31 protein-coding genes are annotated in these 26,811 nt (G+C 60.4%); 22 read left to right on the forward strand and 9 right to left on the reverse strand.

The genetic code is table 11. The features are described from left to right. The first annotated feature begins 74 nt into the window (after positions 1–74). Positions 75–485, forward strand: coding sequence for a group III truncated hemoglobin (locus tag ACSSVY_RS04885; protein WP_454268306.1), 411 nt, complete (start codon positions 75–77; stop codon positions 483–485). A gap of 183 nt (positions 486–668) precedes the next feature. Further along, a complete protein-coding gene (locus ACSSVY_RS04890; protein ID WP_454268307.1) occupies positions 669–935 on the forward strand; it encodes a hypothetical protein in 267 nt (88 codons plus the stop codon). 82 nt (positions 936–1,017) lie between these two features. On the opposite strand, the gene ACSSVY_RS04895 is transcribed toward ACSSVY_RS04890, so the two are convergent. Continuing rightward, complete coding sequence (locus ACSSVY_RS04895; RefSeq protein WP_454268308.1) at positions 1,018–1,641, reverse strand: helix-turn-helix domain-containing protein; 624 nt, start codon at positions 1,639–1,641, stop codon at positions 1,018–1,020. Positions 1,642–1,708: 67 nt separating this feature from the next. Here ACSSVY_RS04895 and ACSSVY_RS04900 point away from each other — a divergent pair, with 67 nt between their 5' ends. Both ACSSVY_RS04900 and ACSSVY_RS04905 read left to right on the forward strand, forming a co-directional pair. Beyond that, complete coding sequence (locus tag ACSSVY_RS04900; protein WP_454268309.1) at positions 1,709–3,235, forward strand: class I adenylate-forming enzyme family protein; 1,527 nt, start codon at positions 1,709–1,711, stop codon at positions 3,233–3,235. Then, a complete protein-coding gene (locus ACSSVY_RS04905) occupies positions 3,222–3,857 on the forward strand; it encodes a DsbA family oxidoreductase (RefSeq protein WP_009818484.1) in 636 nt (211 codons plus the stop codon). The genes ACSSVY_RS04900 and ACSSVY_RS04905 overlap by 14 nt, the downstream gene beginning before the upstream one ends. Before the next feature lie 3 nt (positions 3,858–3,860). On the opposite strand, the gene ACSSVY_RS04910 is transcribed toward ACSSVY_RS04905, so the two are convergent. The 4 genes from ACSSVY_RS04910 to ACSSVY_RS04925 form a co-directional block, all read right to left on the reverse strand. Then, on the reverse strand, positions 3,861–4,736 hold the full coding sequence (locus tag ACSSVY_RS04910) for a DMT family transporter (RefSeq protein WP_454268310.1): 876 nt from the start codon (positions 4,734–4,736) through the stop codon (positions 3,861–3,863). Positions 4,737–4,801: 65 nt separating this feature from the next. Further along, entirely contained in the window at positions 4,802–5,686 is an 885-nt protein-coding gene (locus ACSSVY_RS04915; RefSeq protein WP_454268590.1) for a cation diffusion facilitator family transporter, read from the reverse strand. Between the two features lie 25 nt (positions 5,687–5,711). Beyond that, on the reverse strand, positions 5,712–6,128 hold the full coding sequence (locus ACSSVY_RS04920) for a Fur family transcriptional regulator (RefSeq protein WP_454268311.1): 417 nt from the start codon (positions 6,126–6,128) through the stop codon (positions 5,712–5,714). Positions 6,129–6,211: 83 nt separating this feature from the next. Then, positions 6,212–6,550 carry an SMR family transporter gene (locus ACSSVY_RS04925; protein WP_083781547.1) on the reverse strand — a complete coding sequence of 113 codons (339 nt, stop codon included), beginning with the start codon at positions 6,548–6,550 and terminating at the stop codon, positions 6,212–6,214. Positions 6,551–6,907: 357 nt separating this feature from the next. Between ACSSVY_RS04925 and ACSSVY_RS04930 the strand changes: the two genes are divergently transcribed. The 6 genes from ACSSVY_RS04930 to ACSSVY_RS04955 all read left to right on the forward strand — a co-directional run bounded on the left by ACSSVY_RS04930 (position 6,908) and on the right by ACSSVY_RS04955 (position 13,930). Next, positions 6,908–7,600 carry a M48 family metallopeptidase gene (locus tag ACSSVY_RS04930; protein WP_454268312.1) on the forward strand — a complete coding sequence of 231 codons (693 nt, stop codon included), beginning with the start codon at positions 6,908–6,910 and terminating at the stop codon, positions 7,598–7,600. Positions 7,601–7,832: 232 nt separating this feature from the next. After that, complete coding sequence (locus ACSSVY_RS04935) at positions 7,833–9,149, forward strand: glutamine synthetase family protein (RefSeq protein WP_454268313.1); 1,317 nt, start codon at positions 7,833–7,835, stop codon at positions 9,147–9,149. Between the two features lie 47 nt (positions 9,150–9,196). Then, positions 9,197–9,892: a type 1 glutamine amidotransferase gene (locus ACSSVY_RS04940; RefSeq protein WP_454268314.1), complete on the forward strand. Its 696-nt coding sequence runs from the start codon at positions 9,197–9,199 to the stop codon at positions 9,890–9,892. Next, complete coding sequence (locus tag ACSSVY_RS04945) at positions 9,876–11,243, forward strand: glutamine synthetase family protein (protein WP_454268315.1); 1,368 nt, start codon at positions 9,876–9,878, stop codon at positions 11,241–11,243. Before ACSSVY_RS04940 ends, ACSSVY_RS04945 begins: the two co-directional genes overlap by 17 nt. 48 nt (positions 11,244–11,291) lie before the next feature. Then, positions 11,292–12,596 carry an NAD(P)/FAD-dependent oxidoreductase gene (locus ACSSVY_RS04950; RefSeq protein ID WP_454268316.1) on the forward strand — a complete coding sequence of 435 codons (1,305 nt, stop codon included), beginning with the start codon at positions 11,292–11,294 and terminating at the stop codon, positions 12,594–12,596. A 125-nt stretch (positions 12,597–12,721) separates the two neighbouring features. Further along, positions 12,722–13,930 carry a DegT/DnrJ/EryC1/StrS family aminotransferase gene (locus tag ACSSVY_RS04955; RefSeq protein WP_454268317.1) on the forward strand — a complete coding sequence of 403 codons (1,209 nt, stop codon included), beginning with the start codon at positions 12,722–12,724 and terminating at the stop codon, positions 13,928–13,930. Between the two features lie 63 nt (positions 13,931–13,993). Here ACSSVY_RS04955 and ACSSVY_RS04960 read toward each other — a convergent pair whose 3' ends face one another. Then, positions 13,994–14,569: a YceI family protein gene (locus ACSSVY_RS04960; protein ID WP_454268318.1), complete on the reverse strand. Its 576-nt coding sequence runs from the start codon at positions 14,567–14,569 to the stop codon at positions 13,994–13,996. Positions 14,570–14,694: 125 nt separating this feature from the next. Continuing rightward, complete coding sequence (locus tag ACSSVY_RS04965) at positions 14,695–15,210, reverse strand: hypothetical protein (RefSeq protein WP_454268319.1); 516 nt, start codon at positions 15,208–15,210, stop codon at positions 14,695–14,697. 229 nt (positions 15,211–15,439) lie between these two features. Here ACSSVY_RS04965 and rpsF point away from each other — a divergent pair, with 229 nt between their 5' ends. The 5 genes from rpsF to ACSSVY_RS04990 all read left to right on the forward strand — a co-directional run bounded on the left by rpsF (position 15,440) and on the right by ACSSVY_RS04990 (position 18,805). Then, a complete protein-coding gene (gene rpsF, locus ACSSVY_RS04970) occupies positions 15,440–15,883 on the forward strand; it encodes a 30S ribosomal protein S6 (protein WP_454268320.1) in 444 nt (147 codons plus the stop codon). A gap of 29 nt (positions 15,884–15,912) precedes the next feature. Next, the gene (gene rpsR / locus ACSSVY_RS04975; RefSeq protein ID WP_008282293.1) at positions 15,913–16,140 is read left to right on the forward strand and encodes a 30S ribosomal protein S18; all 228 of its coding nucleotides are present in this window, start codon (positions 15,913–15,915) and stop codon (positions 16,138–16,140) included. Between the two features lie 11 nt (positions 16,141–16,151). After that, the gene (gene rplI, locus ACSSVY_RS04980) at positions 16,152–16,763 is read left to right on the forward strand and encodes a 50S ribosomal protein L9 (protein WP_454268321.1); all 612 of its coding nucleotides are present in this window, start codon (positions 16,152–16,154) and stop codon (positions 16,761–16,763) included. A 385-nt stretch (positions 16,764–17,148) separates the two neighbouring features. Beyond that, on the forward strand, positions 17,149–17,823 hold the full coding sequence (locus ACSSVY_RS04985) for a LuxR family transcriptional regulator (protein ID WP_454268322.1): 675 nt from the start codon (positions 17,149–17,151) through the stop codon (positions 17,821–17,823). Positions 17,824–18,010: 187 nt separating this feature from the next. Continuing rightward, positions 18,011–18,805: an acyl-homoserine-lactone synthase gene (locus ACSSVY_RS04990; protein ID WP_454268323.1), complete on the forward strand. Its 795-nt coding sequence runs from the start codon at positions 18,011–18,013 to the stop codon at positions 18,803–18,805. 126 nt (positions 18,806–18,931) lie between these two features. On the opposite strand, the gene tig is transcribed toward ACSSVY_RS04990, so the two are convergent. Next, positions 18,932–20,263 (reverse strand): trigger factor, encoded by a 1,332-nt coding sequence (gene tig, locus ACSSVY_RS04995; protein WP_454268324.1) that lies wholly within the window; start codon positions 20,261–20,263, stop codon positions 18,932–18,934. 155 nt (positions 20,264–20,418) lie between these two features. Between tig and ACSSVY_RS05000 the strand changes: the two genes are divergently transcribed. The 4 genes from ACSSVY_RS05000 to ACSSVY_RS05015 all read left to right on the forward strand — a co-directional run bounded on the left by ACSSVY_RS05000 (position 20,419) and on the right by ACSSVY_RS05015 (position 24,974). Further along, a complete protein-coding gene (locus tag ACSSVY_RS05000; RefSeq protein ID WP_454268325.1) occupies positions 20,419–20,889 on the forward strand; it encodes a hypothetical protein in 471 nt (156 codons plus the stop codon). After that, positions 20,876–21,316, forward strand: coding sequence for a hypothetical protein (locus ACSSVY_RS05005; RefSeq protein WP_454268326.1), 441 nt, complete (start codon positions 20,876–20,878; stop codon positions 21,314–21,316). The genes ACSSVY_RS05000 and ACSSVY_RS05005 overlap by 14 nt, the downstream gene beginning before the upstream one ends. Beyond that, complete coding sequence (locus ACSSVY_RS05010; RefSeq protein WP_454268327.1) at positions 21,313–22,446, forward strand: AAA family ATPase; 1,134 nt, start codon at positions 21,313–21,315, stop codon at positions 22,444–22,446. The genes ACSSVY_RS05005 and ACSSVY_RS05010 overlap by 4 nt, the downstream gene beginning before the upstream one ends. A 404-nt stretch (positions 22,447–22,850) precedes the next feature. Further along, a complete protein-coding gene (locus ACSSVY_RS05015; RefSeq protein ID WP_454268328.1) occupies positions 22,851–24,974 on the forward strand; it encodes a hypothetical protein in 2,124 nt (707 codons plus the stop codon). 10 nt (positions 24,975–24,984) lie between these two features. Here the strand turns inward: ACSSVY_RS05015 and ACSSVY_RS05020 are convergent, their stop codons facing one another. Then, positions 24,985–25,338 carry a helix-turn-helix domain-containing protein gene (locus tag ACSSVY_RS05020; RefSeq protein WP_454268329.1) on the reverse strand — a complete coding sequence of 118 codons (354 nt, stop codon included), beginning with the start codon at positions 25,336–25,338 and terminating at the stop codon, positions 24,985–24,987. Here ACSSVY_RS05020 and ACSSVY_RS05025 point away from each other — a divergent pair. The 3 genes from ACSSVY_RS05025 to ACSSVY_RS05035 all read left to right on the forward strand — a co-directional run bounded on the left by ACSSVY_RS05025 (position 25,302) and on the right by ACSSVY_RS05035 (position 26,799). Further along, complete coding sequence (locus ACSSVY_RS05025; protein WP_454268601.1) at positions 25,302–25,526, forward strand: hypothetical protein; 225 nt, start codon at positions 25,302–25,304, stop codon at positions 25,524–25,526. The two genes, ACSSVY_RS05020 and ACSSVY_RS05025, sit on opposite strands and share 37 nt — an antisense overlap. A 107-nt stretch (positions 25,527–25,633) precedes the next feature. Beyond that, positions 25,634–26,179 carry a hypothetical protein gene (locus ACSSVY_RS05030; RefSeq protein WP_454268330.1) on the forward strand — a complete coding sequence of 182 codons (546 nt, stop codon included), beginning with the start codon at positions 25,634–25,636 and terminating at the stop codon, positions 26,177–26,179. Beyond that, the gene (locus tag ACSSVY_RS05035) at positions 26,176–26,799 is read left to right on the forward strand and encodes a head maturation protease, ClpP-related (RefSeq protein ID WP_454268331.1); all 624 of its coding nucleotides are present in this window, start codon (positions 26,176–26,178) and stop codon (positions 26,797–26,799) included. The genes ACSSVY_RS05030 and ACSSVY_RS05035 overlap by 4 nt, the downstream gene beginning before the upstream one ends. Positions 26,800–26,811: the final 12 nt, after the last annotated feature.

Genomic DNA, 26,811 nt, shown 5'->3' on the forward strand with positions numbered 1-26,811 from the left:
TGCTTCAATTGCGGCGGGTCTCCGCGTCACAACGGGGGATTGCCTCTCACGACATCCCGCGCCACATAGAGGCCATGAGCACCACCCTGCCCCCACGGTTCCCCATCACCCGCCCCGAGATCGAGCGGGTCGTGACCGAATTCTACGCAGCGGTGCGCGCGCATCCCGGCCTTGGGCCGATCTTTGCGGTGCATGTCACCGACTGGCCCGCGCATGAGGCGAAGGTGGCGGATTTCTGGGCCAATTCCATCCTGCATGAACGCGTCTATGACGGCAGCCCGATGGCCGCGCATGTCAACGCCCGCAATGTGCAGCCGGGTATGTTCTCGACCTGGCTGGCCCTCTTCGATGCGGTGCTCTTGCGCGAACTCTCCCCCGATCAGGCCGCCGCATGGTCGGCGCTGGCGCATCGCATCGGACGGTCCTTGCGCGCCGGCGTCGTGGACCGAAGCACCCATGCCGGCGGCATCCCCAAACTGCGCTGACTTCGGCAAAGCCTTGCCGAAACTCCCCGTTCTCGACGGATGTCATAGACCGACGGCGGGAACCCGCCCTGCGACTCACTCGATAATGGCAGAAAGACGCCCGAAAACGCGTCCGTCCGTTTAGGGCTCAGGCAGATGCACCGCTCTGGGGTAAAGTTACAGGCAGAGCGAAAGGAGACCGCCATGTACACCCCAAATGACGACATTCAACGCCAAGCCAACCGAGATCTCAACCGATACGGCCCTCCCGGCTATGATGCTGGCGCCTCGACGCGCGGCGGGCTGGTTGGCCTTCTGGTCATCGTGGTCCTTATGGGCGGCTTGATCGCCTTCAGCATGCTGTCCCCCTCCCCCACGAGCGACAGCACGAACCCCGATGCCGAAACCGCCCCAGCAAGCGTGATCGACGGCTCTGCTGCGGAGCAAGCCCCTGCCGCCCCGGCCGAGTAACGGCCAAACTCACACTCACGGGGCGCAAGGCCCGGCCAAAGCCTCCAGCATGGCCGGGCCATTTACTCCCACACGGTCCGGCTCAACCGAGCGATGTCACCCACAGGATCGTCGCATCCTCGGGACTGACCGAGATCACATTGTGCCCCATGGTCGCGTCGTAATAGGCGCTGTCGCCGCGACGCATGTCGATTGGCTCATAAAACTCGGTATAGAGCCGCACCACCCCGGTCAGCACATAGAGAAACTCTTCGCCGTCATGGCGCACCCAACCGCCGAATTCCTCCATCGCGCGGGCACGGATGCGCGCGCGGTAGGGCATCATGCGTTTTTGGCTCAGCGTATCGGCCAAGAGATCATGTTCGTAGGTTGCCGTGGCCTTGGGCGTTCCCTCACCCACCCGCGTCACGGCCATGCGCCCGTTGATCCGGTCGCGCGACGGCGGCGTAAAGAGCTGTGGAACAGAGATTTCCAACCCCTGAGCCAGCTTCTTGAGCGCCTCATAGGTCGGCGACATCTGACCATTCTCGATCTTCGACAGGGTCGAGCGCGCCAGCCCCGCCTGCTTTGCCGCCTGTTCCAACGTCCAGCCCCGCGCCTTGCGTAGTCCACGCACCCGCACGCCCAGATCGAGCGGCTCGGCGCCAGTTTCAGCGCCGGTTTCGCGCGTGACGCGCAGCAGGGGGGACAAGGCTTGATCCGTCATTGCACAAAGCTATAGGCCAAGCGCAGAGCCACTTGCAACCGCCGCGCAGGCCCCCTAAGCGAGAGTCATGAGCGCCATATTCGATCAGGGGCCAAGCGCCCCCTGCCCCAGCCCCTTCAACCTCGCGGCCCATGTTCTGGGCCGGGCCGAAACGCATCACGACAAGATCGCGCTGGCGGTTCTCGGTCTCAACACCGCCGACCGCTGGAGCTATGGACGCCTGTTGGCCGCCGTGCGCGGCACCGGCACCGGCCTCTTGCGCACAGGCCTCAAACCCGGCGACCGGGTGCTGATGCGGCTCGGCAATACGGTCGAATTTCCGATTGCCTACCTGGGCGCTATCGCCGTGGGCCTTGTGCCCATTCCCACCTCAAGTCAATTGACCGAACCAGAGGTGGCCGGGATCATCGCAACCACCCAACCGGCCCTCATCCTGCGTGCCGCAGGCGTGGCCTGCCCCGAGACAGACAGTCCCACACTCGACGAACGCGCCCTTGAGGCGATGCGCGATCTGCCGCCCGCCGATTGGGACATGGGCGATCCAGACCGCCCCGCCTATATCATCTATACCTCCGGCACCTCGGGCATTCCGCGCGCTGTGGTCCATGCCCACCGCGCCATCTGGGCGCGGCAGATGATGTTTGACGGCTGGTATGGGCTGCGCGGCGACGACCGCCTTTGCCATGCGGGCGCCTTCAACTGGACCTTCACCCTTGGCACCGGCCTGATGGACCCTTGGACTGTGGGCGCGACCGCGCTCATCCCCGCGCCGGGTATAGCGCCCGAGCACTTGCCCGCGCTGCTCAAACGCCATGACGCGACCATCTTTGCCGCAGCACCGGGTGTGTATCGCAAGCTGGTCCGACCCGGTCAGCCCCTTGCCCTGCCGCATCTGCGGCACGGGCTGGCCGCGGGCGAAAAGCTCTCGGACACCATCCGCCAGCACTGGCAGGACGCCACCGGGACGCCGATCTATGAGGCCTACGGCATGTCCGAATGCTCGACGTTCATCTCCGGCAGCCCCGCTCACCCCGCCGCCCCCGGCACGCTAGGCCGTCCCCAGACAGGCCGCCGCGTCGCGATCATCGGCACCAACATCCCCGTGCCTCATGGCACCGAGGGCACCATCGCCGTCCACCGCTCCGATCCCGGTCTCATGCTGGGCTATCTTGGCGCACCCGAGGCCACGGCAGAGAAATTCGCCGGCGACTGGTTCCTGACCGGCGATCAGGGGATGATGGATGCCGAGGGCCAGATCACCTATCTGGGCCGCGCCGACGACATGATGAACGCGGGCGGCTACCGCGTCTCTCCGATGGAGGTCGAGGCGGCGCTGAGCGCCTATCCCGGCATCACCACAGTGGCTGTCACCGATATTGAGGTGAAAGAGGATGCGCGCGTGATCATGGCCTTCTATACTGGCCCCGAGACACTCGATCCCGCCACGCTTGATGCTTTCGCGCGGGCACGGCTCGCGGGCTACAAGGCCCCGCGCGCCTATCACCACATCGCGGCCCTTCCCACCGGGGCCAATGGTAAAATCCTGCGCCGCGCTCTGCGGCCGATTTATGAGGGCCTTCATGGTCAAGCTTGATATCATCTCCGACCCGATCTGCCCTTGGTGCTATATCGGCAAGACGCTGCTGGATCAGGCCTTGGCCCTGCGCCCCGATCACCCATTCGAGATCGAATGGCACCCGTTCCAGCTCAACCCCGACATGCCCGCCGAAGGCATGGACCGCCGCGCCTATCTGGAGACAAAATTTGGCGGCAAAGAGGGCGCCATCCGCGCCTATGCCCCGGTGCTGGAGCGCGCCGAGGCCGCCGGTCTAACCATTGATTTTGCCGCCATCCAGCGGACGCCCAATACGCTCGACGCGCATCGCCTGCTGCATTGGGCCGGGATCGAGGGCTGTCAGGACCGCATGGCCATGGCGCTCTTTCAGGCCTATTTCAACGAGGGCCGCGATATTGGTGATGCAGAGGTTCTGGCCGATCTCGCCGACAGCCTCAGCCTTGACGGGGCGATGATCCAGCGCCTCTTGGGAACAGAAGCCGACCGCGAGGACATCCGCGCCCGCGACGCACAGTTCCGCCAGATGGGAATTTCAGGCGTGCCCACGTTCATCGTCGGGGGTCAACATGCCGTGCCCGGCTGCCAGCCCGCCGAGATGTGGGTCAAGGTGATCGACGACTTGACGGCCGCCGCAAGCTGAACCTCACGCCAAGGCCATCCGCCGCGCCAACCGACGCTCGCGCCAGAACGTATAGATCCCCGAGGCGATGATGATCCCCGCCCCCGCCAGCGTCCAGACATCGGGCCGCTCGTCAAAGAGCGTGACCCCGATGATCAGCGCGAACACCAGCCGCGAATACCTAAACGGCGTGATCACCGCCACATCACCGAGCCGCATCGCGGCCACGATGGCATAATAGGCCGACACCCCGCACAAAAGCGCCAGCGCCAGATCACGCCAGTTCACCGCCGTGGGCCACGCGGGCGTGCCATGAAACGCCAAGAGGATCACCCCCGTCGGCACCAGCGTGGCAAAGGCATAGGTCGATAGCTGCATGGACGAAATCGTGCGCGGCACCCGCCGTGTCGCCAGATCGCGCGCCGCCAGCCCAAAGACCGCCAAGACCGCAAAGAGCGACGCCGGCTCAAATCCCGCCATCCCCGGCCGGATCACCATCAGCACGCCGCAGAACCCCACGAGGATCGCCGCCCACCGCCGCCAACCCACCGTCTCGCCCAAGAAAAGCGCGGCCCCCAGCGTGACCGCCAGCGGTGTCGCCTGCAAAATGGCCGAGGCCGACGAGAGCGGCGTCAGCGCAATCGCCATGACAAAGCCGAGCGTGCCCAGCAATTCCCCGAAATTGCGCAGGATCACAGGCCGCGACACCAGATCCCGCGACCAGAGCCGCCTGCCCTGCGCCCGCGTGATCGTGCCAAAAATCAACGCCCCCCCGATCCCGATCAGCAGGATGATTTGGCCCACCGGCAAGGTATCGGCCAGCCGCTTGATGAACATATCCTCCAGCGCGAAACCGCCCATCGAGAGGACCATCAGAATACTGCCGCGCAGGTTTTCCATCTCAGACTTTCTCAACCATGAGCGCCCCTGATAGCCCGGATCATCCGCCTAAAAAAGCGGCAGAGCTATGACAGCACGACATGACCGCTATGCTTCGCCTTGTGCTCGGGCTCCACATGGATCGTCACGCGCGCGCCGGGCAACGCCGCCATCAGCGCCGCCTCGATCCGGTCGCAGAGGTCATGCGCCGCCTCGACCGTGGTCTCCCCCGGCATCACCAGATGAAACTCGATGAAGGTCACAGGCCCGGCATGGCGCGTGCGCAGATCATGCGCCTCGAGGGCGGTATCGTCGCTGGCTGCCGCCGCGATCACCCGCCGGATCGTAGCCAGCTCCACCTCAGAGACCGCCTCGTCCATCAACCCGCTCAGCGACGCCTTGATCACCATGCTGCCTGACCAAAGGATGTTGAACGCCACCAGCACCGCCATCGCCGGATCAAGCCAGAGCCAGCCCGTCGCCAGCGCCAGCCCCACCCCGATCAGCACGCCCACCGACGACACCACATCGGTCATCAGATGCTTGCCATCCGCCACCAGCGCGGGCGAGCGATAGCGCCGCCCGTTGCGAATGAGCATCAGCGCCCAGAGCGCATTGATCCCCCCCGCCGCCATGTTGATCGCCATGCCGAGAAACGGTTCTTCCATCGCGCGCGGGGCCTGAAACCCGTCATAGGCCTCGCGCAGGATGAAGAGCGCCGCAATGACGATCAAAACCCCCTCGAGCACCGCCGAGAAAAATTCTGCCTTGTGATGCCCAAAGGGGTGATTGTCATCCGCAGGCCGCCGCGCCACCTTGAGCGCCACAATCACCGCCAGCGCCGTGGCAAGGTTGACGACACTTTCCAGCGCATCCGACATGAGCGCGAGCGACCCGGTCAGCGCCCAGGCTAAGGCCTTGAGCGCCATCACCAAGAGGCCGACAACGACGCTGCCAATCGCCAGACGCATCACCCGCGCATGGGCGCGCCCAGACTCACTCACTGGATTTGATCGGCACGCCATAGAGTTCGAGCCGATGCCCGATCAGGCGATACCCCAGCTTTTCCGCGATCTTCTCTTGCAACGCCTCGATCTCGGGATCGACAAATTCGATCACCTCGCCCGAATTCATGTCGATCAGATGATCGTGATGGTCGCGCTCGGCATCTTCATAGCGCGCGCGCCCGTCGCCAAATTCCAGCTTGTCGAGAATGCCCGCCTCCTCGAACAGCTTGACGGTGCGATAGACCGTGGCAATCGAAATCCGCGGATCACGCCCCGAGGCGCGCGCATAGAGTTCCTCGACATCCGGATGATCGTCTGACCCTTCCAGCACCGACGCGATGGTGCGGCGCTGATCGGTCATGCGCAGCCCCTTGGCCTCGCAACGCTCGGTGATGGTCTCAGTCATGGGCGGCCTCGTCTTGTCTTGCGGCGGTGCCATAACGGCAAGGGGCGGTGCTGACCAGCCCCTTTGCCGCCCTGCCTGCGCGGTCAATGCGGTGCTGTGCGCGAGAATAGCTGAATGACAACGATCCCCGCAAGGATCATGCCCGTGCCGATGATGGCAGGCAGATCGAGTTTCTGGCCAAAGATCACATAGCCGATACAGGCGATGAACACGATCCCCAGCCCCGACCAGATCGCATAGACCACGCCCACCGGCATCACCTTGAGTGTCTGCGCCAGCAGATAGAAACTGATCGCATAGGCAATCACCACCAGAACCGAAGGCCAGAACCGGGTGAATTGCTGGCTTGCCTGCAGGGCCGTGGTGCCAGCGGTTTCGGCCAAAATGGCAAGGAAGAGGATCAGATAGACCTGTGGGATCATGGCGCGCGCTCCGGTCTTGGGCAATTGGCCCCAGACTTATGCGAGGGGGCAAGCGGCGTCCACCGGGAAAGGATGGCTTTCGCCTGCGCCTTGCGCCCTAAATGCTGAGCCGCGCGGTCGCTGGGCCGGGGACTAGCGAAGCAACGACGGTGGCTGCCACTTTATGCCAGCAAAGTCCGTATGACCCATCAGAATTGCGCTCCCTCTCACAATCGCTAGGCCGCGGGACGCCCCAGCGATCCGCGCGGCGGCGCGTGCCGCGCCTTGTTCCGCGCGGGGGCTAATTCACACGTCCTCTTCACCCAATCCCCCCACACGCCGCTTGCCAGCCGCCCCACCCCGCCCCATATTCAACCCATGTTGAAATTCACGCCAATCCTGCTTGCCCTGCTCTATGCCCTCGCGATGTACCGCTTCTCGGTCTGGCGCACGACGCGCGAGCTTGACGCGCAATCGACCGAGTTGGCTGATCCAAGGCTCAAGGCCATGACAGACCGCCTCGCCCGCGCCCTCGACCTGCCCCGCGTTCGCGTGCACATCTACGAGATCGACCCGGTCAATGGTCTGGCCGCCCCGGATGGGCGGATCTTCATCACGCGCGGCTTTTATCGCAAGTTTCAAACCGATGAGGTCACCGCCGAAGAGATGGCCTCGGTCATCGCCCATGAGCTAGGCCATGTCGCCTTGGGCCATTCCCGCCGCCGGATGATCGACTTCTCCGGACAGAACGCCCTGCGCACGGCGCTCGCGATGATCCTGTCGCGCTTCGTGCCCGGTCTCGGGGTCTGGATCGCCAATGGCATCACCACCCTTCTCGCCGCCCGCCTCTCGCGCGGCGACGAATATGAGGCCGACGCCTATGCCGCCGCCCTGCTAACCAAGGCCGGTATCGGCACCGGCCCGCAAAAATCGCTCTTCGAAAAACTCGAGGCGCTGACCACCGGCGCAGGCGGCAAGATGCCCGCGTGGCTGCTCAGCCACCCCAAGACCGCCGAGCGGATCACCGCCATCGAAAAGCTCGAAAGCCGCTGGCACCAGAGCCTCCCTTGATCCCCCGTCATCCGCGGGCCTGACCCGAGCACCTCTCACCCCCACCCCAACCGTCATCCTCGGGCCTGACCCGAGGACCTCTCAACATAGCTCCCAAGAGCTTACAAAATCACCTGACAAACCTTACAGAGCTTACCATCCATCATTCAGCGGGTTTTTTGATCAAATTATCTTGGCAAGCCCCCCAAGGCCGGGCTAGGCTGTTACAAATCACGATCAGGACTTTCTTCAAATGGACCTTACACAGTTCCAGACCTTCCGCGTGGCTGCCTGCGACCTGAATGGCCGGATGCGCGGCAAGCGGCTTCCTGCCGCCCATGCCGACAAACTCAGCAGCGGGAGCGTGCGCATGCCACTGTCCTCGCTGAACTTGGATATTTTCGGCGCGGATATCGAAAACTCGCCGCTTGTGTTCGACTCCGGAGATGTCGATGGCGTGCTTTATCCCACCGACCGTGGCCCTGTTCCCCTGCCATGGCTCGAGGTGCCACAGGGGCTTGTGCCCATGGTCATGCACCATGAAGATGGCACCCCCTTCGCAGGCGACCCGCGTCACGCCTTGGTAAGCGTGCTCGGCCGCTACGCCGCCTACGGCTGGCATGTCGAGGCCGCGACTGAGCTGGAATTCACATTGGTCGACGGAAAAGGCAACGAACTCAAAACTGTACGTGATCCGCGCAATGGCCGCCGGATGAAGGCTCCGGGCATTTTATCGCTCGGGCAGATGGATGCCTTCGACGGATTTCTGAGCGCGCTTTACGTTGCTGGCTTGGAAATGGGCCTGCCAGTCGAAACCGCTGTCAGCGAGGCTGGCGTCGGTCAGTTCGAATTGACCCTGCACCATCAGAACGCCCTGCGCGCCGCCGATGACACATGGCTTTTCAAAACGTTGATCAAGGGATTGGCGCGGCAACACGGCTATGTTGCCACGTTCATGGCCAAGCCCTTTGAGGATGACACCGGCAACGGCATGCATATGCATTTTTCGGTGATGGACGAGAAAGGCACCAATGTTTTCAACGACGGAACCGCGGCGGGCACGGATATTCTGCGGGCCGCTGTGGCTGGCTGTCTTGCAGCAATGCCACCCTCAACACTGATTTTCGCCCCTCATGCCAATAGTTATGCAAGGCTGGTGCCCGGCGCCCATGCTCCGACCGGCGCGGGCTGGGGCTATGAGAACCGCACCACAGCGGTCCGCATTCCCGGTGGCCCCCCCTCGGCGCGCCGGATCGAACACCGCGTTGCGGGCGGCGATATCAACCCTTACCTCAGCTTTGCCGCCATCCTTGGTGCCGCCATCACCGGGATCGAAGAGAGCATGACCCCGCCACCGCCCATCAACGGCAATGCCTACGAGGTCCGGATGCCGCAGCTTGCCCCGGACTGGGGCACGGCCATCGACATTTTCGAAAGAGATCCGATGATTGCCAAGATTTTTCATGCAGACCTGATCCGCAATCTGGTAATGACCAAGCGTCAGGAGCTGGCGTATATGGCACCCATCCCCAAAGAAGACCACTGGAAGACCTATCTCGAAACGGTGTAGCCTGAAGCAGCAACACCGCCCCAATTTGATCAAATCGAGAGAGCGCCATGAAAATCGGCATCCTGAAAACCGGCCACGCCCCCGACATCGTTCTGAACGAGTTGGGCGATTACGAGGTGATGTTCGCGCAGTTGCTGGACGGACACGGCTTTGAGTTCGAACATTACAACGTGGTGGATGAAGAATTTCCTACCGGACCGGACGCTGCCGACGGATGGCTCATCACCGGCTCGAAACACGGAGCCTATGAGGATCACCCGTGGATACCCCCGCTTGAACAGTTGATCCGTGACATTGCCGCCGCAAGCCGGCCGCTTGTCGGCGTCTGCTTTGGTCATCAGATCATCGCGCAGGCCATGGGTGGCAAGGTGGAGAAATTCAAAGGTGGCTGGCAAGTAGGGGTCACCGACTACGACATCGAAGGTCAGCGCCTGCCGCTCAACGCGTGGCATCAGGATCAGGTGACCCAACTGCCGGAGGGGGCCGATGTCGTCGGCACAAGCGATTTTTGCGAGAATGCCGCTCTGCTTTACGGCGACAAGATCTATACAATCCAACCCCATCCAGAGTTCACCGCGACCATGGTGGACCGCCTCATCCATCACCGCGCCCCCGGCGTGGTGCCTGACGATCTGCTAAAAGACGCGGTGGCAAAACTTGACCAGCCCACCGCCAACGCCACAATCGCCGCCCGCATGGCGGAGTTTTTCAAACGAGGTGCCAGCCATGGCCGATCTGAGTGAACTGACCAATTCCCTGCCTGCCTCTGCGCAGGCCTATCTTGAGAACCGCCGCCTTGACGAGGTCGAGTGCATCATTTCCGACCTGCCCGGCATCGCACGCGGTAAGGCGGTTCCGGCTACAAAATTCGCTCGGCAAAAGTATTTTCACCTGCCGGATTCGATCTTTTTCCAGACCATCACCGGCGATTGGGGCGAGGCTGCGGGCGAAGGTGGGTTCATCGAGCGCGACATGATCCTGCGCCCCGACATGTCCACCGCAACCGCGGCACCTTGGACCGCCGACTGGACGCTGCAAGTGATCCACGATGCCTTTGACCGCGAAGGCGCGCCAATCCCCTTTTCCCCGCGCAACGTTTTGCGTCGGGTGGTGGACATGTATCACGCCCATGGCATGAAGCCTGTCGTTGCCCCGGAAATGGAATTCTTCCTCGTGGCGCGCAATCTCGACCCGGCGCATGAGATCAAGCCGATGATGGGCCGCTCTGGTCGACCGGCGGCCGCACGTCAGGCCTATTCGATGACAGCCGTGGATGAATTCGGCCCAGTGATCGACGATATCTACGACTTCGCCGAAGCACAGGGTTTCGAGATCGACGGGATCACCCAGGAAGGCGGGGCCGGGCAGCTTGAAATCAACCTGCGCCACGGCGATCCGATCAAGCTGGCCGATGAGGTGTTCTACTTCAAGCGTCTCATTCGCGAGGCAGCGCTACGCCACGACTGCTTTGCCACCTTCATGGCCAAGCCCATTGCCGACGAACCGGGCAGCGCCATGCATATCCACCACTCGATCCTCGACATGGAGACAGGCCGCAACATCTTTTCCGGGCCACAGGGCGGCGAGACCGATGCTTTCTTTCACTTCATCGGTGGCTTGCAGAAACACCTGCCTTCGGCGATCGCCGTGCTGGCCCCCTATGTCAATTCCTACCGCCGCTACGTCAAGGATCACGCCGCCCCAATAAACCTCGCTTGGGGCCGCGACAACCGCACCACCGGTATTCGCGTGCCACTCTCGGGCCCCGAGTCGCGCCGGGTGGAAAACCGCATGGCAGGCATGGATTGCAACCCCTATCTCGGCATTGCGGCGAGCCTCGCCTGTGGACTCTTGGGCATCCTCAACGAAGATTGGCCCGACAAACAGTTCAAGGGCGACGCCTATTCAGGCGAGCCGGACATTCCAAACGTCATGGGCGACGCGCTTGATATGTTTGAAGAGGCCAAGGCGCTGCACGAGATCCTTGGACCGGAATTCGCCCGTGTCTATGCCATCGTGAAACGCACCGAGTACGAGGAATTCCTCCAGGTGATCAGCCCATGGGAGCGTGAGCATCTCCTCCTCAATGTCTGAGCCACGCGGCATGGGCGTGCGATTGAGTATTTGCACCAAGAAGAAACCATGAACCTGCTCTACTCCAACGACCAGCGCGGCATCTATCCGCCAAGCTGGTATGCGGCCACCACCGCGTCGCTGCCGAAGTTCGCACCCCTGCGCGGGCGCACGCGGGCCGACGTTTGTGTGGTGGGCGCAGGCTATACCGGGCTTTCGGCGGCGCTCCACCTGGCAGAGGCAGGATTGGATGTTGTGCTGCTCGAGGCGCAGCGTGTGGGCTTTGGTGCGTCGGGGCGCAATGGCGGGCAATTGGGCAGCGGACAGCGGATGGACCAAACCGCGCTCGAACGTCTGGTGGGCGCGGATGATGCCGTGCATCTGTGGCACTTGGCCGAAGAAGCCAAGGATCTGGTCAAATCTCTGATTACGCGGCATGGTATCGACTGCCACCTGAAACCCGGCGTGGCGCATGCCTGTTTCTCGGCTCGCGAAATGACGGCAGAGCATGCGTATGCCGATCATCTGACCAATCGCTACGGCTATGATCAGATCGAAAAGCTGGATGCAGAGGCGTTTACCGCGCTCTGCCCCTCGCCGGCCTATCATGGCGGCTCGCTGGATAGAGGGGCGGCGCATCTGCACCCCCTGTCCTATGCTCTTGGCCTTGCGCGCGCGGCGGCGGCGGCGGGCGTGCGTATCCACGAAGGATCAGCGGTGCACAACATCGCACGCGGCGCCACGCTGCGCGTGGCCACGGATGCAGGCGCGGTTGAGGCGGATCACCTCATCCTCGCCTGCAACGGCTACCTCGGCGGGCTCGAACGCAAGGTCGCCGCGCGCGTCATGCCGATCAATAATTTCATCGTGGCCACGGAACCGTTGGGGGATAACGCCGCCCGCGTTTTGACGCAGGATGTCGCGGTCGCAGATACGAAATTCGTGGTCAATTACTTTCGCCTCAGCCATGACACGCGCCTGCTCTTTGGCGGCGGCGAGAGCTATGGCTACCGCTTTCCCAAGGATATCCGCGCCACGGTGCGCAAACCGATGCTCGGGATATTCCCGCATTTGCGCGATGTTAAGCTTGATTATGCCTGGGGTGGCACGCTGGCGATCACAATGCGGCGCATGCCGTATCTCGCACGCCTTGCGCCTAATATCCTGTCGGCCTCTGGCTATTCGGGGCATGGGGTGGGTACGGCCACCCACGCCGGACGATTGATGGCAGAGGCGGTGCGCGGTCAGGCCGCGGGCTTTGATTGCATGGCGCGCGTGCCAGCCACAGCCTTTCCCGGCGGCACCGCTCTGCGCAATCCGCTTCTGGTATTGGCGATGACTTGGTTTTCGCTGCGTGACCGGCTGGGCCTCTGACCTCCAGACGATGCGCGGGATTTCACCCACTGCCTAAAAACAACCGGGTTTTCTTTGACAAATTGTCATAATTCAGGCCTATGTATTCTGAAAAGCCGAAACATAACTTCAGGAAATCCGAAAACATGGCACTTGCACCCAATGTCTATGACGCGGAACCCATCCCCGAGGCCGCCCGCGCCGAAATCGACCGGATGCTGCAATCAGGCGATCTGTTTCGTTATACCGCGCCGGAAAACGCCCCCGTGACGCTGCTCGAGCGTGAATTCGCAGACTTACTGGGCTCGAAATACGCACTTGCCGTTTCCTCTTGCTCTGCCGCACTCTTTCTGTCGCTCAAGGCGCTTGGCCTGCCACGCGATGCGAGGGTGCTGATCCCCGGGTTTACCTTTGCCGCCGTGCCCTCGTCGGTCCTGCATGCCGATTGTGTGCCCGTCCTCTGCGAGGTCGGCGAGAATTACCGGATTGATCTGACAGATTTCGAGCAGCGGATGGACACGGTGCAAGCGGTCATCATCAGCCACATGCGCGGCCACACATCGGATATGGATGCCATCATGGCGCTCTGCATGTCGCGCGGCATTCCGGTGATCGAGGATGCCGCGCATTCTCTTGGCACCACTTGGGCCGGGCGAAATATCGGCACTATTGGGCAAATCGGCTGTTTCAGCTTTCAGTCGTACAAGCTGGTCAATGCTGGTGAAGGGGGTATCATGGTCAGCGACGACGCCGATCTGATTGCCCGCGCCGTGATCATGTCCGGCGCCTATGAACACAACTGGACCAAACATCTGACAGCCCCCGATGCCGCCCTTGAGGCCGCGTTTGCGCGCGCGCAGAACCAACTGCCGCTTTACAATCTGCGGCTCAACAACCTGTCGGCGGCGATCATCCGCCCGCAATTGTCCGAAGTGGCGCGGCGGGTCCGCGACGGACGCGCCAACCATGATTATGTCGCAGCGCGGCTCGATGCCTCGCCGTGGATGAGCGTTCCGGCCAAGCTGCCCCCCGAAGAGCGTGCCCCGGATTCGATCCAGTTCAATCTGGTGGGGATGACCGAAGACGATACTCGCGCTTTTGCCCAAGCGGTGGCTATGCGCGGCGTCAAGGTGCAGGTGTTTGGCCTGAGCACCGACAATGCGCGCGCCTTCTGGAATTGGCAATTCCTGCCGGGTGAGGCACCTGTCCTGCCGAAAACGCGCGAGATGCTGATGCGCGCCTGCGACACCCGCCTGCCCGCGCGCCTGACCGGCTCCGATCTCGACCTGATCGCCGATGCGCTAGTGCTGGCCGCCGAGGATGTGATGGGCCACAACCGCGCCTACGGCACCTGATCGAAGAGACAACAAGGGCCGCCTGCCACCGGCAGACGGCCCTCATTTGTTTCTGCTTGCGGCTTATTCCGCCTTGCCCGCCTCAATCGAAATCCGAACATCAACCTCGTCGCTGACGAAGGGCGTGAACTTGTCCACCCCGAAATCCGAGCGCAACAGGGTTGTGGTGGCGTCAAACCCGAGCCACGGCTTGTTGTTCATCGGGTGCGACTCGGCCTTTTGATTGAGGCTTGCATCCAGCACCACGGACTTCGTGACACCGTTCATGGTCAGATCACCGGTAATCTTGGCGGTGGTGTCGCCCGTGACCTCGATGCCGGTCGAGGTAAAGGTGACCATGTCCCCCTCACTCGCGCCAAAGAAATCCTCGGACATGAAATGCTCTTCGCGTTTTTCCCAACCAGTGAGCATGGACATCACAGGCATCGACACGCTGACCGAAGAGGCGGCAGGATCTTCGGCGTCAAACATGATCTCGCCCTCAAAACCAGAGAACATGCCGTGGGTAGTGGAAAAGCCCAGGTGGTTATAGGAGAACAAAACTTGGCTGTGGCTGGGGTCCAGCTCGTATTTCTCGGGCGCGGCAACGGCGCCTGTTGCAGTGACGGCAAGTGCCGCAGCGAGCAGGATATTCTTCATTGGAAACCTCCAGAGGGTGAAATGTGACTTACCTGATCACATTTGGCGCTCTGGGTCCAAATCACAATCCCGTAGTTTCAAACAGCTTGTGTGGATTGGCGAACACCTGCCGGCGACACCTTTGGTCAGGCCGGAAATCCCAAGGCACGGCGCAGCGCACGCGCGGTTGCCCGATCCTCGATCTTCATTGCGACAATCTGTCGACCCGTGGCATCGCGGGCCGTCAAAACCCGATCACGCATCGAAAGTTCGCTCAAAGTGTCCAGATCATGTACCGCGACCCGCGCCGCACGTCCGCCCGCAACCGGGGCGATCACATGCAGCCGCCGGTTCATGACATCAACCTGAATATCTGGCTCAGTTTGATCAGGGCGCCCCCGGCTGAGGCACATCAGGCCGGCAAAGAGGAGGGTCACCGAAAACAGCAGCTTGATCATCATCATCGCCGCGTCCTGTGCACCGATCGACACAAGCCAGAGCCCCATGGAAGAGCAAACCAAGGCGCTGCCGCAGAGCACCTGCGTTGCCCGGCCAAGATCAAAGGCCGACGCCTCTGCCAGTTGGGCAGAAGCCGTCTCGTGGTAATCAAGCGGCGCATGGGTGAACTCACGCTCAAAATCCGGCAAGGCAACCATCGTCATACTCCCTATTTCCGCGAACACCTCGAATTTGCCTGCCAAAAACGCCCAGATTGCGGCAGACCAAAGGCAATCTGCGGGCCGGATCAATGCGGCTTGCGCCGCTCCCTAGGGCGATGTATACGCACCCAGTCTTTCGCAATTGTTATGAACCGCGCAGTCTCTCGTGGATGGGGCGCGAAAGATCCAAAGCCCGTCCTATGAAATGCGCCTTGATAGAAATGGAGTGAACATGCCGCTTTATGAGCATGTGATGATCGCGCGTCAGGACCTGTCCAGCGCGCAGGCTGAAGGCCTTATCGAACATTTTGGGGCCGTGCTGACCGACAATGGCGGCACACTCGTCGAGCACGAGTATTGGGGCGTCAAGACGATGGCCTACAAGATCAACAAGAACCGTAAAGGCCATTATGCCTTTCTCAAGACCGATGCACCCTCGAGTGCGGTCCAGGAGATGGAACGCCTGATGCGTCTGCATGACGACGTCATGCGTGTCCTCACCATCAAGGTGGATTCCCATGAAGAGGGTCCGTCCGTCCAGATGCAAAAGCGCGATGAGCGCAGTGATCGTGGCGACCGCGGAGATCGTGGTGACCGGGGCGACCGCGGAGATCGTGGTGACCGGGGTGATCGTGGGGATCGGGCTGACCGCGGCGAACGCCGCGAGCGTCGCTGATCCGTCACCTGAGCAAAGGAATATAAATCATGGCTACCAAACCGTTTTTCCGCCGTCGCAAGGTTTGTCCCTTCTCGGGCGATAGCGCGCCCAAGATCGACTACAAGGACACGCGCCTGCTGCAACGCTACATTTCCGAACGCGGCAAGATCGTCCCGTCGCGCATCACCGCCGTTTCGGCCAAGAAGCAGCGTGAGCTGGCCCGTGCAATCAAGCGCGCCCGCTTTCTCGCCCTTCTGCCCTATGCCGTGAAATAAGGAGACCTCAGATGCAAGTGATCCTTCTTGAACGCGTAGCCAAGCTTGGCCAGATGGGCGACGTCGTCGACGTCAAGCCCGGCTTTGCCCGCAACTACCTGCTGCCGCAGGGCAAGGCGCTTTCGGCGTCGGAAAAGAACATTTCCGATTTCGCAAGCCGCAAGGCCCAGCTTGAGGCGCAAAACCTCGAGACTCGCAAAGAAGCCGAAGCAATGGCGGAGAAGCTGAATGGTCAGCAGTTCATCGTCATCCGCCAGGCCTCTGACAGCGGTGCCCTCTACGGCTCGGTCAGCACTCGAGATGCGGCTGAGTCCGCAACCGAGAACGGCTTTACCGTCGAGCGCAAGCAGGTTGCCCTGACCCGTCCGATCAAAGACCTCGGTCTGCATGACGTGCTTGTCACGCTGCACCCCGAAGTCGTGGCGACGATTCAGTTGAACGTCGCCCGCTCGGTCGAGGAAGCGGCCCTGCAAGCCTCCGGCAAGAGCATCCAGGATGCCGCCGCCGAGGCCGATCAGGCTGCCGACTTCGAGATTGCCGAGTTGTTCGATGACATCGGTGGCGCGGCTGGCGACGAAGACGATTATTCGGATCGTCGCAACGACGACGACAATAACGCCTGATATCAGCGTCTGTTTCCAAAGCAATGCCGCACAGCCTGCTGTGCGGCATACGCTATTGACAAGACTGTCGACAAAACGCGCCACTCAGTGATAGTCTGGCGTTTAGTATTATTTTTTCTATAGTCCGTGTGGTTCAAACGCCGTCAACACCCCGCCGGGTCGTCCCTGCACTGTGCGGGATAGTCGGCATTACTGCCACGATAGCACCTGGGCCTGCCCTGACATGGAAAATACACATATCATTTCGACGACGAACGTCCGTTTGGCTCGGTCGAATTTCGTTTGTCTGAACCGTAGCCGATCGACGGGGCGATCAGGGGACACGGCATTTCCATCCATTGCACGAGCGACACGCCCTTCGAAGATGATCGAAGGGGGGCGCTAGATGGCCCCGAAGAACCCTTTCCGACAGTTTCTCGACGACTTGCGTGACAGATTTGAACTCGATCATGTAGCCTACGCAGGTATGAATCCGATCAGTGGTGCGTCTCACGGCCACATGACCTATGGCGAGGACTGGACCGCCCATTACCTCCAGAACAAGTATTATGAGATTGATCCGACCTTGCTCAAGGCGCGGCACAGCATAGCGCCCGTGGATTGGCACCGACTGGAACGCGGGGCGGAGTTCCAGACGATCTTTCGCGACGCGCGCGACTTTGGAATTAGCGACCGAGGCCTGACGATTCCAATACATGGTCCCTACGGCGATGTCGGTGGGCTGAGCATCAACCGCGATTGTTCCGACCGCGAATGGCATCTCCTTATTTCCGAGATCATCGGAGATCTACAATCAGCCGCAGTGCATATGCATGACATGGTGATCCAAGCCGATCCCCTGACCCGCATGCTCAACTCTCCGTCCCTTTCGACCCGCGAGATCGAGATCCTGCAATGGACCGCAGCAGGGAAATCCCAACAGGACATCGGCGACATCCTTTCGATCTCTCACCGCACCGTCGAAGTGCACCTACGCTCTGCCCGACAAAAACTGAATGCGCTGACGACTCCGCAGGCCATTGGCCGCGCGATCAACCTTGGGTTGATTTACCCGCGCTGAATTCGTGCAAGTTATGATCGAACTCCAGAAATATTTATCTTTTCCAAGACGATAATCACGCTTTGGTGTGTGAACGTGCACGGCAGTACGGGATTTCCCCAATGGTATAACGCGTGGATTTTACTAACCATGGAGTTGCGAAAGCCACCACTCACACGGAACACGCATCTTTTGGGGAGAAACAAAGATGATCTTGGTAATTGACGCTATAAACAAAGACCGATTCGGTCATGTACTGGATGAGATGTTCAAACTGCGCGCACGGGTATTTGGGGACCGTCTGGGCTGGCAGGTCGAAGTCAAGGACGGACGTGAACGCGACCTCTTTGACGATCTCAATCCGGCCTATGCCGTAGGCCTTGACGACGAGGGGAACGTAGTTTCTTGCGTGCGCGCCCTTCAGACAACCGGGCCGCATATGCTCTCAGACGTGTTTTCCGATATTCTCAACGGAGAACCACCGCTGCGCAGTGCGACCCTGTGGGAATCCACCCGGTTTTGCGTTGACACCCGCCGTTTGGGGCGCGGGCGTGACCGCAACTCGGTGTCCTATGCCACCTGCGAACTGATGATTGCCTCGCTCGAGGCGGCAAAGCGGGCCGGTGTCAGTGACATCGTGACGGTGATCGACCCCGTCATGGACCGTGTTCTGAAACGTTCGGGCAATGCACCTTATGACTATGTTGGCAAGATTGCCGATATGGGCAAAGTGCCCGCGCTCGCCGCCCTGCTGGATTGCACCGATGAACGCATCAACCGCATCCGCGAGTTTGGCGGAGTTGAAGGGGATGTTTTTATCACCGATGACGCAGCGCTTGCCCTGCCGGCAATCGCTGCGCATGTGAAACCGAAATCACCGCTCGAAGACTATTGCGACGAGCAGATTTCTTCAGCCTCCACCCACAAGGAGCGGCTCGCCGCTCTGCGCCTCAAGGCAGCCCTTGAGGATAAGATTCGTTCGCGCATGGACATGCGAGCCTGACCCCCAGGGGCACGCTATCCTGACCGGCGATTGGCACTATCGCCGCATCACTTGCGCTCGAACGAAAAGGGCCGCCCCACTTCTCCCCGGGGCGGCCCTTCATTATTCAGGATACGAAATCAACGATCACTCGTCGTTCATTGCCTCGATGGCCTTTTCCAATTCTTCTTTGGACAGTTCCTTGTCGGTCACATCGGCAAGTTCGACCACGTAGTCGATGACTTTGTCCTCAAAGATCGGCGCGCGCAACTGTTGACGCATCTGCGGGTTTTTCTGCACGAATTCAAAGAATTCCCGCTCATGGCCCGGATATTGACGCGCTTGGTTCATCACCGCTTGGGTCATCTCGGCATCTGAAACCTGCACTTCGGCCTTTTGCCCAAGATCCGCCAACAACAAACCTAGACGCACGCGGCGTTCGGCCAGCTTGTTGTGCTCGTCGGTCACGTCGATCTCGGGGTGATCGTGGCCTTGAACATCGGGGTTTTCCTCGTGCCAGAGCTGATGTGCGATCTGCTTGGCCTCGGTTTCGACCATGCTCGGCGGAAGCTCGAAGCTGACCTTCTCATCCAGCTGATCCAGCACATGACGCTTGAGGATCGCGCGGGCTGCCCCGGCATATTCCATTTCCAGCCGCTCACCGATTTGCGTCTTGAGCGCGGCCAGATCCTCGGCGCCGTATTTCTGCGCCAATTCGTCATTGATTTCAGCCGCGACAGGCTCTCGCACAGACTTGATTGTGCAATCGAACACCGCTTCCTTGCCCGCCAGATGCGCAGCCTGATAGGCTTCGGGGAACGTGACTGTGACAGCCTTTTCTTCCTCGACCTTGACGCCAACGAGCTGTTCTTCAAAGCCGGGAATAAAGCTGCCAGAGCCCAAGACCAACGGATAATCCTCGGCACTGCCGCCGTCGAACGGCTCGCCATCGACCTTACCCACAAAATCGATCACGACCTGATCGCCGTCCTTGGCTTTGGTGCCCTTCTTGCGATCCTTAAAATCCTGCGCATTCTCGGCGAGGTTCTTGAGCGCCTCATCGACTGCCGCATCATCAGCCTTGGCGACCAGACGCTCCAGCTTGAGCGACTTGAGGTCAACCTCGGGAATCGCGGGCAGAGCCTCGTAGCTCAGCTCGATCTCGACATCGTCGCCTTCTTTCCATTCCTGATTGGCCATCTTGACGTCAGGCTCGAACGCGGGGCGCTCGCCCTTGGCCTCGAAATGGGCCTTCATAGCGTCATCGACGCTCTCTTGCATGGCTTCGCCCAGCACGCGCTGACCAAACTGCTTCTTGAGCAGCGGCAGCGGCACCTTGCCCTTGCGGAAGCCTTTCAACTCGATATCGGGCTGAGCTTCCTTGAGCTTGGCATTCACCTTCTCGTCCAAATCCTTGGCCGACAAGGTCATCTTGTAGCCGCGCTTAAGCCCTTCGTTCAGGGTCTCGGTGACCTGCATGTTCGTCCTCTCATATGCATCGGGCCGCGGAGGCGTCCGCGGCGGTCAAAATCACGCGTGTTCTATTGAGGCACCCACAAACCTGCAAGTGAAATCCGGCATGGTCCAACCTGCCGTGTGTCTGGTGCGGGTGGAGGGACTTGAACCCCCACGCCTTGCGGCGCCAGAACCTAAATTCAGCGAATGTTTTGGCGCTTCAACCGTCTAGCAAAAATATTTCGCAGGACAAAGCAGAAACGGAAGGTGAATCCGCGAAACTCGGGATTGAGACCACGGCAAACGAAAACCCCGGCGCGCTGGCGGGCGCAACCGGGGCTAACGAGGTAAATGAAACTGGTCAGTCTCTGAATAATGATACCCCCCGGAATGTCCTCGCGGCAATGGCTAAAATAGGCAAGCCGTCGCACAAGGCGATTTCGCGAATGCTTTACTACACCCTGACATTGTCTGAATTTTGGGCTTGGGCAGGTTTCCGGTTCATCCTAATGGCCCGGCTATCTCGGGCGGAGCGCGCAGCTCTTGCCTATGCTGTGCTTTCTTCGCTCGATGATGATGACGGCTACATGGTGGCCTCTCTCGTGCTGTTTGGTGACGAGATCGAGGCGCGTGACCATGCCCAGAACTGATACAAAGCAGCAGCGCCGGCGCTTTCGAAAGTTGGTTGATGAGACCGCACGCCAGTTAGCGCGCCATTTTAGGGATTACAACGAGAATGGAGACCTCGTGGCGGTCAATCACCCGAAGGCACAAGCCGTGCTTGAACGGGGATTCTCTCGACTGCTTCAATCGCAGTTTACGCCTCAGGTTCTCAAACTCTCGCGCGCCGAAGGACTCGCGTTCCCGAGGCAGAAGCCGTCTGAAATTCCGCAAAGCGCAACGCCATGGATAGCGGTTGGGGCGGATAAGTCGAGCTATGCCACATACGTCTTAAGATGGTTTGAGGTATCCACCGGAAACAGTTCAGCGGATCGTGCTATCGCGGAATCGGTGATGTTCTCCGAACTATACAAGCACCTTCAGTTTTCCGGATTTCCGGTCGGGGGTGATGCATGACACAAGACGCATTTGCCAGTCTTGGGCGAATTCGCGATCAGATTGACGCACCCGACCCGACTCCAAAATCTGGAGACGGCTTGCCTTGGTTCTCTGGGGCTTCTCTGGCTGGCCTTGATGTTCCAGAGCGCTTTTGGCTTGTGAAGGACCTTATCCCCGCGTGTGACATAACCCTTCTCGGGGGCGATGGTGGAACGGGTAAGAGCCTCCTCGCCCTGCACCTGGCGTGCGCTGTGGCGCTGCGCAGGCCGTGGCTTGGTCGGGACGTATCTGGTGGTGTTGCCATGTACCTGTCAGCCGAAGATGATGTGAGCGAGCTTCACCGGCGACTTGATGCGATCACAAGATCGGAGAGAGAAAGCTTAGCCGCCCTGAGTGATTTGTCTGTCGTCTCACTTGCGGGAAGCGGGGCGGTCTTGGCCGTGCCGCAGCCAAGAGGAAACCTGCTATCCCCAACCTCGCGCTTTGCTGACCTTGAGGCGCGGGTGGCACAGGATGAGCCTGCGTTGGTGGTGCTGGATACATTATCGGACCTCTGGTCGGGTGATGAGAATAACCGCGCGCAGGCGCGCCAGTTCGTCTCCATGTTGCGCTCGATTGCGATCCGCTACCGATGCGCAGTGGTTCTCTTGGCCCATCCGTCGCTTACCGGCATGGCCAATGGTTCCGGGCTATCGGGCTCGACCGCATGGAGTAACTCGGTTCGATCACGCCTCACCTTAGAGCGGATTGCACAGGATGGATATGAGGCTGACCCAGACCGGCGCAAACTCGTAGTTCGCAAGGCTAACTATGCCTCACGGGGCGCTGAGATCACAATGAGGTGGCAGGACGGGGTTTTTGCAGTAGAGGGCGGCGAGGACGCGCTTGACCATCGCGCGGCAGGATCACGGGCGCAAAGAGTGTTCCTCGATCTTCTGCGTTTACATTCTGAACAGGGGCGCAAGGTCAGCGCAGTAAGAGGGCCAAGTTTTGCCCCCAAGGTGTTCGAGGCTCACCCAAATGCCGAGGGGGTGACAAGTCGAGCATTCAGCGTGGCAATGGAGAACTTGTTACGACTTGGGAAGGTGGAAGTTGCCGAATACGGGCCACCAAGCAAGCGCAGAAGCTGCCTGTCGGAGGTGGTCTGATGGCCTTCCAACTGGCTTCCAACTGGCTTCCAACTGGCTTCCAACTGCCTTCCAGTGCATTTTTTGGGCGTTCCAACTGCCTTCCAACTGGCTTCCAACTGCCTTCCAACTGCCTTCCAACTGGTGTGTTCCAACCCCCCTCCCTAAAGGGAGGGGGGTTGGAACAACCTTGAGAGCGCGGGTTGCGCCGCTCGGTCCTGTGCTGAGAAATCGCCTGGCTTTGGTGGTCGCGGGTCCTTCCCGGCAGCAAATGTATACGGTGCTGCTACGCGTGTTATTTTCTCAGTTGCAGGGTGCCGCGAGGGTGCAACGCTCGCAACCCTGCAACACCCCCGCGCAACGGCATGATGCAATTCAACCTGGCCTGACGGGCCGAACAATTCCAGAAAATAGGAGATGATCCGATGGCCGAACGACAGGTTACAATTCGAGTTCGGGCGGACGGCAGCAATATTGTGCAGACCTTCCGCCTCATGGGGGCAGAGGGAGAGCGCGCCCTTGGGCAAATCCGCACGGCCGCCAATTCGCAGAAGCAGTCGTTTGACAATCTTGGGCGCTCTATGGCGCAGACGCGGACGCAATCGACCGCCTTCAATGGCGGTATGCGCGGTGTCGCGCTGCAGCTGAGCCAGGTCGGGCAGCAGACTATCGCGACAGGCGATTTTGTGAGGTCCCTGGCGATACAGTTGCCGGACCTAGCCTTGGGCTTCGGCGCGGTCGGGATCGCTGCCGGTGTCGTGGCGGGTGCCGTGCTGCCTCTGGTCGCAAACGCTCTGTTCGACACCGAGGAAAAGGGCGGCGAACTCAAAGACCGCATGACCGAACTCGGGGCCGCAACGAAACAATATCAGGCAGCCGTCGAACGGCTACGCAGCCCGCTTGCTGATCTGCGCGAGGAATTCGGGCAGAACGCTGAGGCCATGCGTGGCTTCTTGAAGGTTCAGGCGGAGGCCGCTCAAATTAATGCGCTAACAGCACTGCTTCAATCGCGAGAATCCATTACCGGACAGTTCGGGGACATTTCGCGCGCAAGTCGGGATGCGGCCCGGAACATCGACGCGCTTATTGCCGAAAAGGAGCGGCTTGAAAAAGAGATACTCAGGCCCGCGCCTGGAACTCCGGTAGCGCAGATTGACCAGGCATTTGTGAGACTGGATGAGGTCCGTAGCCAGCTTTTCGGGGTGCTACAGCCCATTCAGCGCATCACCGAGGAGCTGGGCGTCTCCAATGCCGAAGCGGGTGAGCTACTCGCCAACTTTCTTGAACTGAACGCGGCGCAGGGACCCCAGCAGCAGCTTGGGGCGGTAGGGCGCCTACGAGATCTGTATTTCGAGGCGGCGAAGGCTAATGGCGAGCTGAGCGCCGAAGAAAACGCGACACTTGACGCGCTTTTTAACCTCGAAGAATCCCTTTTGCGGGTCATAGCCGGGACCGATCAGGTTGCAGAAAGTGCGCGCGGCGGTGCGGAGAATGTGGCCTCTATGGCCAATGAAATGAGCCGCGCGGCCAACGAGGCGCTGCGGTTCGTGAGCAACCTTGGCTCTGCCAGTCTTTCCGGGGTTCGGGCAGAGGTTGCGGCGCTTGAGGGCGGCGGTAGCCGCACTGACGCGCGCGTGGCCCGGCGCGAGGCGGAAATCCGGTCATCGGATGAATTCAAGACCGCGTTGCAGGGGCCTGAGGGCCTGCGTCAGAGTGCGCTTCAGGGGCTGCAACGTGAGATCGAGCTGACGCGCGAGGCCGCAGCCCTCGATGAGCGCCGGGCCTCTGCCCTTAAGGAAATGAACGACATCGGCAAAGGGGGCAGCGGCGGCGGGGCTGGCAGGTCGCTCAAAGAGCTAAACGAGGCCGCACGGCAGACCGAGTCGATCATCAATCAGGCGCGCCAGGCTGCGGTGGGATACGCTGATGTTGTCTCGGTGCTCGATGAGGCGCTGCGCATTGGCAAGATATCTCAGGACGATTACAACCGCGCGCTCGATCTCGCAAAAGAGCGATTTGACAAGGTCGGCGAAGGGGCAAAGCAGGCGCGCGACGATTTCAAAGAGTTTGCCAAAAGTGCCCTCACCGATATCGACGGATTAGGCGATGCTCTGGACCAGTTGGGTAGTCGCTTGCTGTCGCGCGGGTTTGACACCCTGTTCGATAGCATTTTCCCGAGCGCGGGCGGGGGCGGCGGCAAGGGGCTGCTGGGTCTGGGCGGGTTTCTGGGCTTTCTGGACGGCGGTGGACCGATCAAGGCTGGCGAGTTTGCCGTGGTCGGAGAGCGCCGCCCGGAGATAGTTACCGGCCCGGCCAATATCATCGGCGGCGCTGAAACCGCACGTCTCATGCGGGGCGGTGGCGGTGGTAGCGTCGGCGGGCAGGCCACAATTCGATTGATAGCGCCAGAGGGATTCAGCGTTGCGCAGGAAGGCAAAGTTGCCGGAATAGCCCTGCAAGTTACACAGGCTGGCATCGAGCAGTTTACGCGATCTGGCCTGCCACAATCGGTTGACCGGATCAACAGAGACCCCCGGAGGCGTGGTTAGCAAAGGCCTTCTATTCCTTCTTTCGGAGGCGAACCCCCGGCCCGCCTCCGTTCCCTGCGATGAATTCAACGCCCGCACGTTCTAGCGCAGTTCGGATTGCTGCAACGGTCCCAGCCTTCAGTTGCTCACCACGCTCAAGACGCGAAATTGTCGCCTGAGCAACATTTGCAAGGGAAGCAAGTTCGCGAACACCGAGGCCGAGTGCGGCGCGGGCCATTTTGCATTGAGTGTCGTTCATTTTTATAACCCTGTTATTTTTCTTGACGTGCCGCCAAACGTGTGAAAAGCATAACCCAGTTATAATTACCACAATCGGAGCACATCGCAATGACCTACATCGCCCAATCCTGCTATACCCATTCATCGGATAACACCCCGTTGGACAAGGCAAACCAGCTTCACCAACTCGCCAAGATCGGAATTGCCGCCACTGAATCCGGTGTCGCACTGGCGCATCCTGATGCTGCATTCTCTGCCCTCTTCGAGGTGATGGCGCGCTTGGCGGACGAGGTTCGTGAAGAGCTGGACCAGATCGAAGGAGCCAAGGGCTAAGTGGGATAGTTGATCGGCACTTCAAAAATTCCTCTTGCATTTTTGAGCTATTCAGTAATACAAAAAAATGAGTTACTGAACCATACATTCACGAAGAGGTGTAAATCATGCGTCGTTCCGAAATTTGCGCGATTGCGCAGATGTCCGCTCAAACCTTCATGACGCATCGCGCAAACGGCAATTTGCCTTTCGAGGTGGCTGTGGCTGAGGTTGATGGCGGCGGCAGAACGTGGGTGCGGTATGACATTCATGATGCCGCCTTTCTGATTGCAGCGCGCAGTTTCACTGATCAAGGCATTCTCTGGTCAAGCGCGACGGAAATCTTGCGGGCAAAAGCGCTCCATTTGGGACGTGACCCTCACCCGTGGACAGTGGATTACATTCATGTTGCAAAGGCTTCTTTTCGCAATTCGGACGGCAACTCGCCGCTTATCCACAAGTCCGAAGTGGTCTTCAGAGGCAGAATCGAGGAGATCGCCGCCGCTGCGTTTGGGCGACAACAGCGTGAGAACGACAGAAACTCTACCCCGCACATTTTCTGCACAGGGTTGATTTCTGTCAGCCTGTCGCAAGCATACCATGAGGCCTACGCCCGCGCTCGGGCGTTGGGTGTTGACCTCAGCGACGATGATGTGTGGGAGATCGGCCTGTGACCCCCCCAGACCTGAGCATCATCGGCGAAATCAACGGTGAGACGACGCGACAAGTCCTAGAGGTCTTGCGGCGCAGCAAAGGCCAGCCAGTACATATCGAGATCAACAGCGGCGGAGGCTATGCGTTCGAGGGGGTGGCGTGCTTCAACGCCATACGGAGACATGGGCAAGTGACCTGCACGGTTATCGGCCTCGCAGCAAGCGCAGCCGGAACTATTGCTCTCGGGTGTACAAAAATCCGCATGTGCCGACATTCTATGATGATGCACCACATGGGAAGTTCCCTCACCTTCGGAGGCGCGGCCGAACACCGGCATGCAGCAGCTCAGATGGAGAAATTGGATAATCTTCACGTTCAGATGGTGGCGAGTCTTACCGGGCATCCGGAGGAGCGTATCCGCTCTTGGCTTGAGGATGAAACGTGGCTGACGCCACAAGAGGCGGTTGATCTCAATTTCGCGGATGAGATCATCGATTCTGACCACGCCGATTTTGCACCGGTCGCAAAATCACAGCGGGAACTTCTGTCAAAGTTCCGGCACGTTCCAACCGACCTTAAGGCCATTGTCGAAGGCATGGCCCAAAGTGATCCGAACATTCAACCTGCCAAAATGGCGTGACCAAAGGAGGCC

The organism is Roseovarius sp. MBR-51 (assembly GCF_053628575.1).

Bases quoted from the DNA above. Each gene is read 5' to 3' on its own strand.
- ACSSVY_RS04990 (WP_454268323.1), top strand. From the start codon at position 18,011: ATGATCTTGGTAATTGACGCTATAAACAAAGACCGATTCGGTCATGTA.
- ACSSVY_RS04900 (WP_454268309.1), top strand. From the start codon at position 1,709: ATGAGCGCCATATTCGATCAGGGGCCAAGCGCCCCCTGCCCCAGCCCC.
- ACSSVY_RS04890 (WP_454268307.1), top strand. From the start codon at position 669: ATGTACACCCCAAATGACGACATTCAACGCCAAGCCAACCGAGATCTC.
- ACSSVY_RS04940 (WP_454268314.1), top strand. From the start codon at position 9,197: ATGAAAATCGGCATCCTGAAAACCGGCCACGCCCCCGACATCGTTCTG.
- ACSSVY_RS04905 (WP_009818484.1), top strand. From the start codon at position 3,222: ATGGTCAAGCTTGATATCATCTCCGACCCGATCTGCCCTTGGTGCTAT.
- ACSSVY_RS04950 (WP_454268316.1), top strand. From the start codon at position 11,292: ATGAACCTGCTCTACTCCAACGACCAGCGCGGCATCTATCCGCCAAGC.
- rpsR (WP_008282293.1), top strand. From the start codon at position 15,913: ATGGCTACCAAACCGTTTTTCCGCCGTCGCAAGGTTTGTCCCTTCTCG.
- rpsF (WP_454268320.1), top strand. From the start codon at position 15,440: ATGCCGCTTTATGAGCATGTGATGATCGCGCGTCAGGACCTGTCCAGC.
- ACSSVY_RS04925 (WP_083781547.1), bottom strand. From the start codon at position 6,550: ATGATCCCACAGGTCTATCTGATCCTCTTCCTTGCCATTTTGGCCGAA.
- ACSSVY_RS04960 (WP_454268318.1), bottom strand. From the start codon at position 14,569: ATGAAGAATATCCTGCTCGCTGCGGCACTTGCCGTCACTGCAACAGGC.
- ACSSVY_RS05010 (WP_454268327.1), top strand. From the start codon at position 21,313: ATGACACAAGACGCATTTGCCAGTCTTGGGCGAATTCGCGATCAGATT.
- ACSSVY_RS04915 (WP_454268590.1), bottom strand. From the start codon at position 5,686: ATGCGTCTGGCGATTGGCAGCGTCGTTGTCGGCCTCTTGGTGATGGCG.
- tig (WP_454268324.1), bottom strand. From the start codon at position 20,263: ATGCAGGTCACCGAGACCCTGAACGAAGGGCTTAAGCGCGGCTACAAG.
- ACSSVY_RS05015 (WP_454268328.1), top strand. From the start codon at position 22,851: ATGGCCGAACGACAGGTTACAATTCGAGTTCGGGCGGACGGCAGCAAT.
- ACSSVY_RS04910 (WP_454268310.1), bottom strand. From the start codon at position 4,736: ATGGAAAACCTGCGCGGCAGTATTCTGATGGTCCTCTCGATGGGCGGT.
- ACSSVY_RS04885 (WP_454268306.1), top strand. From the start codon at position 75: ATGAGCACCACCCTGCCCCCACGGTTCCCCATCACCCGCCCCGAGATC.
- ACSSVY_RS04920 (WP_454268311.1), bottom strand. From the start codon at position 6,128: ATGACTGAGACCATCACCGAGCGTTGCGAGGCCAAGGGGCTGCGCATG.
- ACSSVY_RS05025 (WP_454268601.1), top strand. From the start codon at position 25,302: ATGACCTACATCGCCCAATCCTGCTATACCCATTCATCGGATAACACC.
- ACSSVY_RS04895 (WP_454268308.1), bottom strand. From the start codon at position 1,641: ATGACGGATCAAGCCTTGTCCCCCCTGCTGCGCGTCACGCGCGAAACC.
- ACSSVY_RS04985 (WP_454268322.1), top strand. From the start codon at position 17,149: ATGGCCCCGAAGAACCCTTTCCGACAGTTTCTCGACGACTTGCGTGAC.
- ACSSVY_RS05020 (WP_454268329.1), bottom strand. From the start codon at position 25,338: ATGAATGGGTATAGCAGGATTGGGCGATGTAGGTCATTGCGATGTGCT.
- ACSSVY_RS05005 (WP_454268326.1), top strand. From the start codon at position 20,876: ATGCCCAGAACTGATACAAAGCAGCAGCGCCGGCGCTTTCGAAAGTTG.
- rplI (WP_454268321.1), top strand. From the start codon at position 16,152: ATGCAAGTGATCCTTCTTGAACGCGTAGCCAAGCTTGGCCAGATGGGC.
- ACSSVY_RS04965 (WP_454268319.1), bottom strand. From the start codon at position 15,210: ATGACGATGGTTGCCTTGCCGGATTTTGAGCGTGAGTTCACCCATGCG.
- ACSSVY_RS04930 (WP_454268312.1), top strand. From the start codon at position 6,908: ATGTTGAAATTCACGCCAATCCTGCTTGCCCTGCTCTATGCCCTCGCG.
- ACSSVY_RS04955 (WP_454268317.1), top strand. From the start codon at position 12,722: ATGGCACTTGCACCCAATGTCTATGACGCGGAACCCATCCCCGAGGCC.
- ACSSVY_RS04945 (WP_454268315.1), top strand. From the start codon at position 9,876: ATGGCCGATCTGAGTGAACTGACCAATTCCCTGCCTGCCTCTGCGCAG.
- ACSSVY_RS05030 (WP_454268330.1), top strand. From the start codon at position 25,634: ATGCGTCGTTCCGAAATTTGCGCGATTGCGCAGATGTCCGCTCAAACC.
- ACSSVY_RS04935 (WP_454268313.1), top strand. From the start codon at position 7,833: ATGGACCTTACACAGTTCCAGACCTTCCGCGTGGCTGCCTGCGACCTG.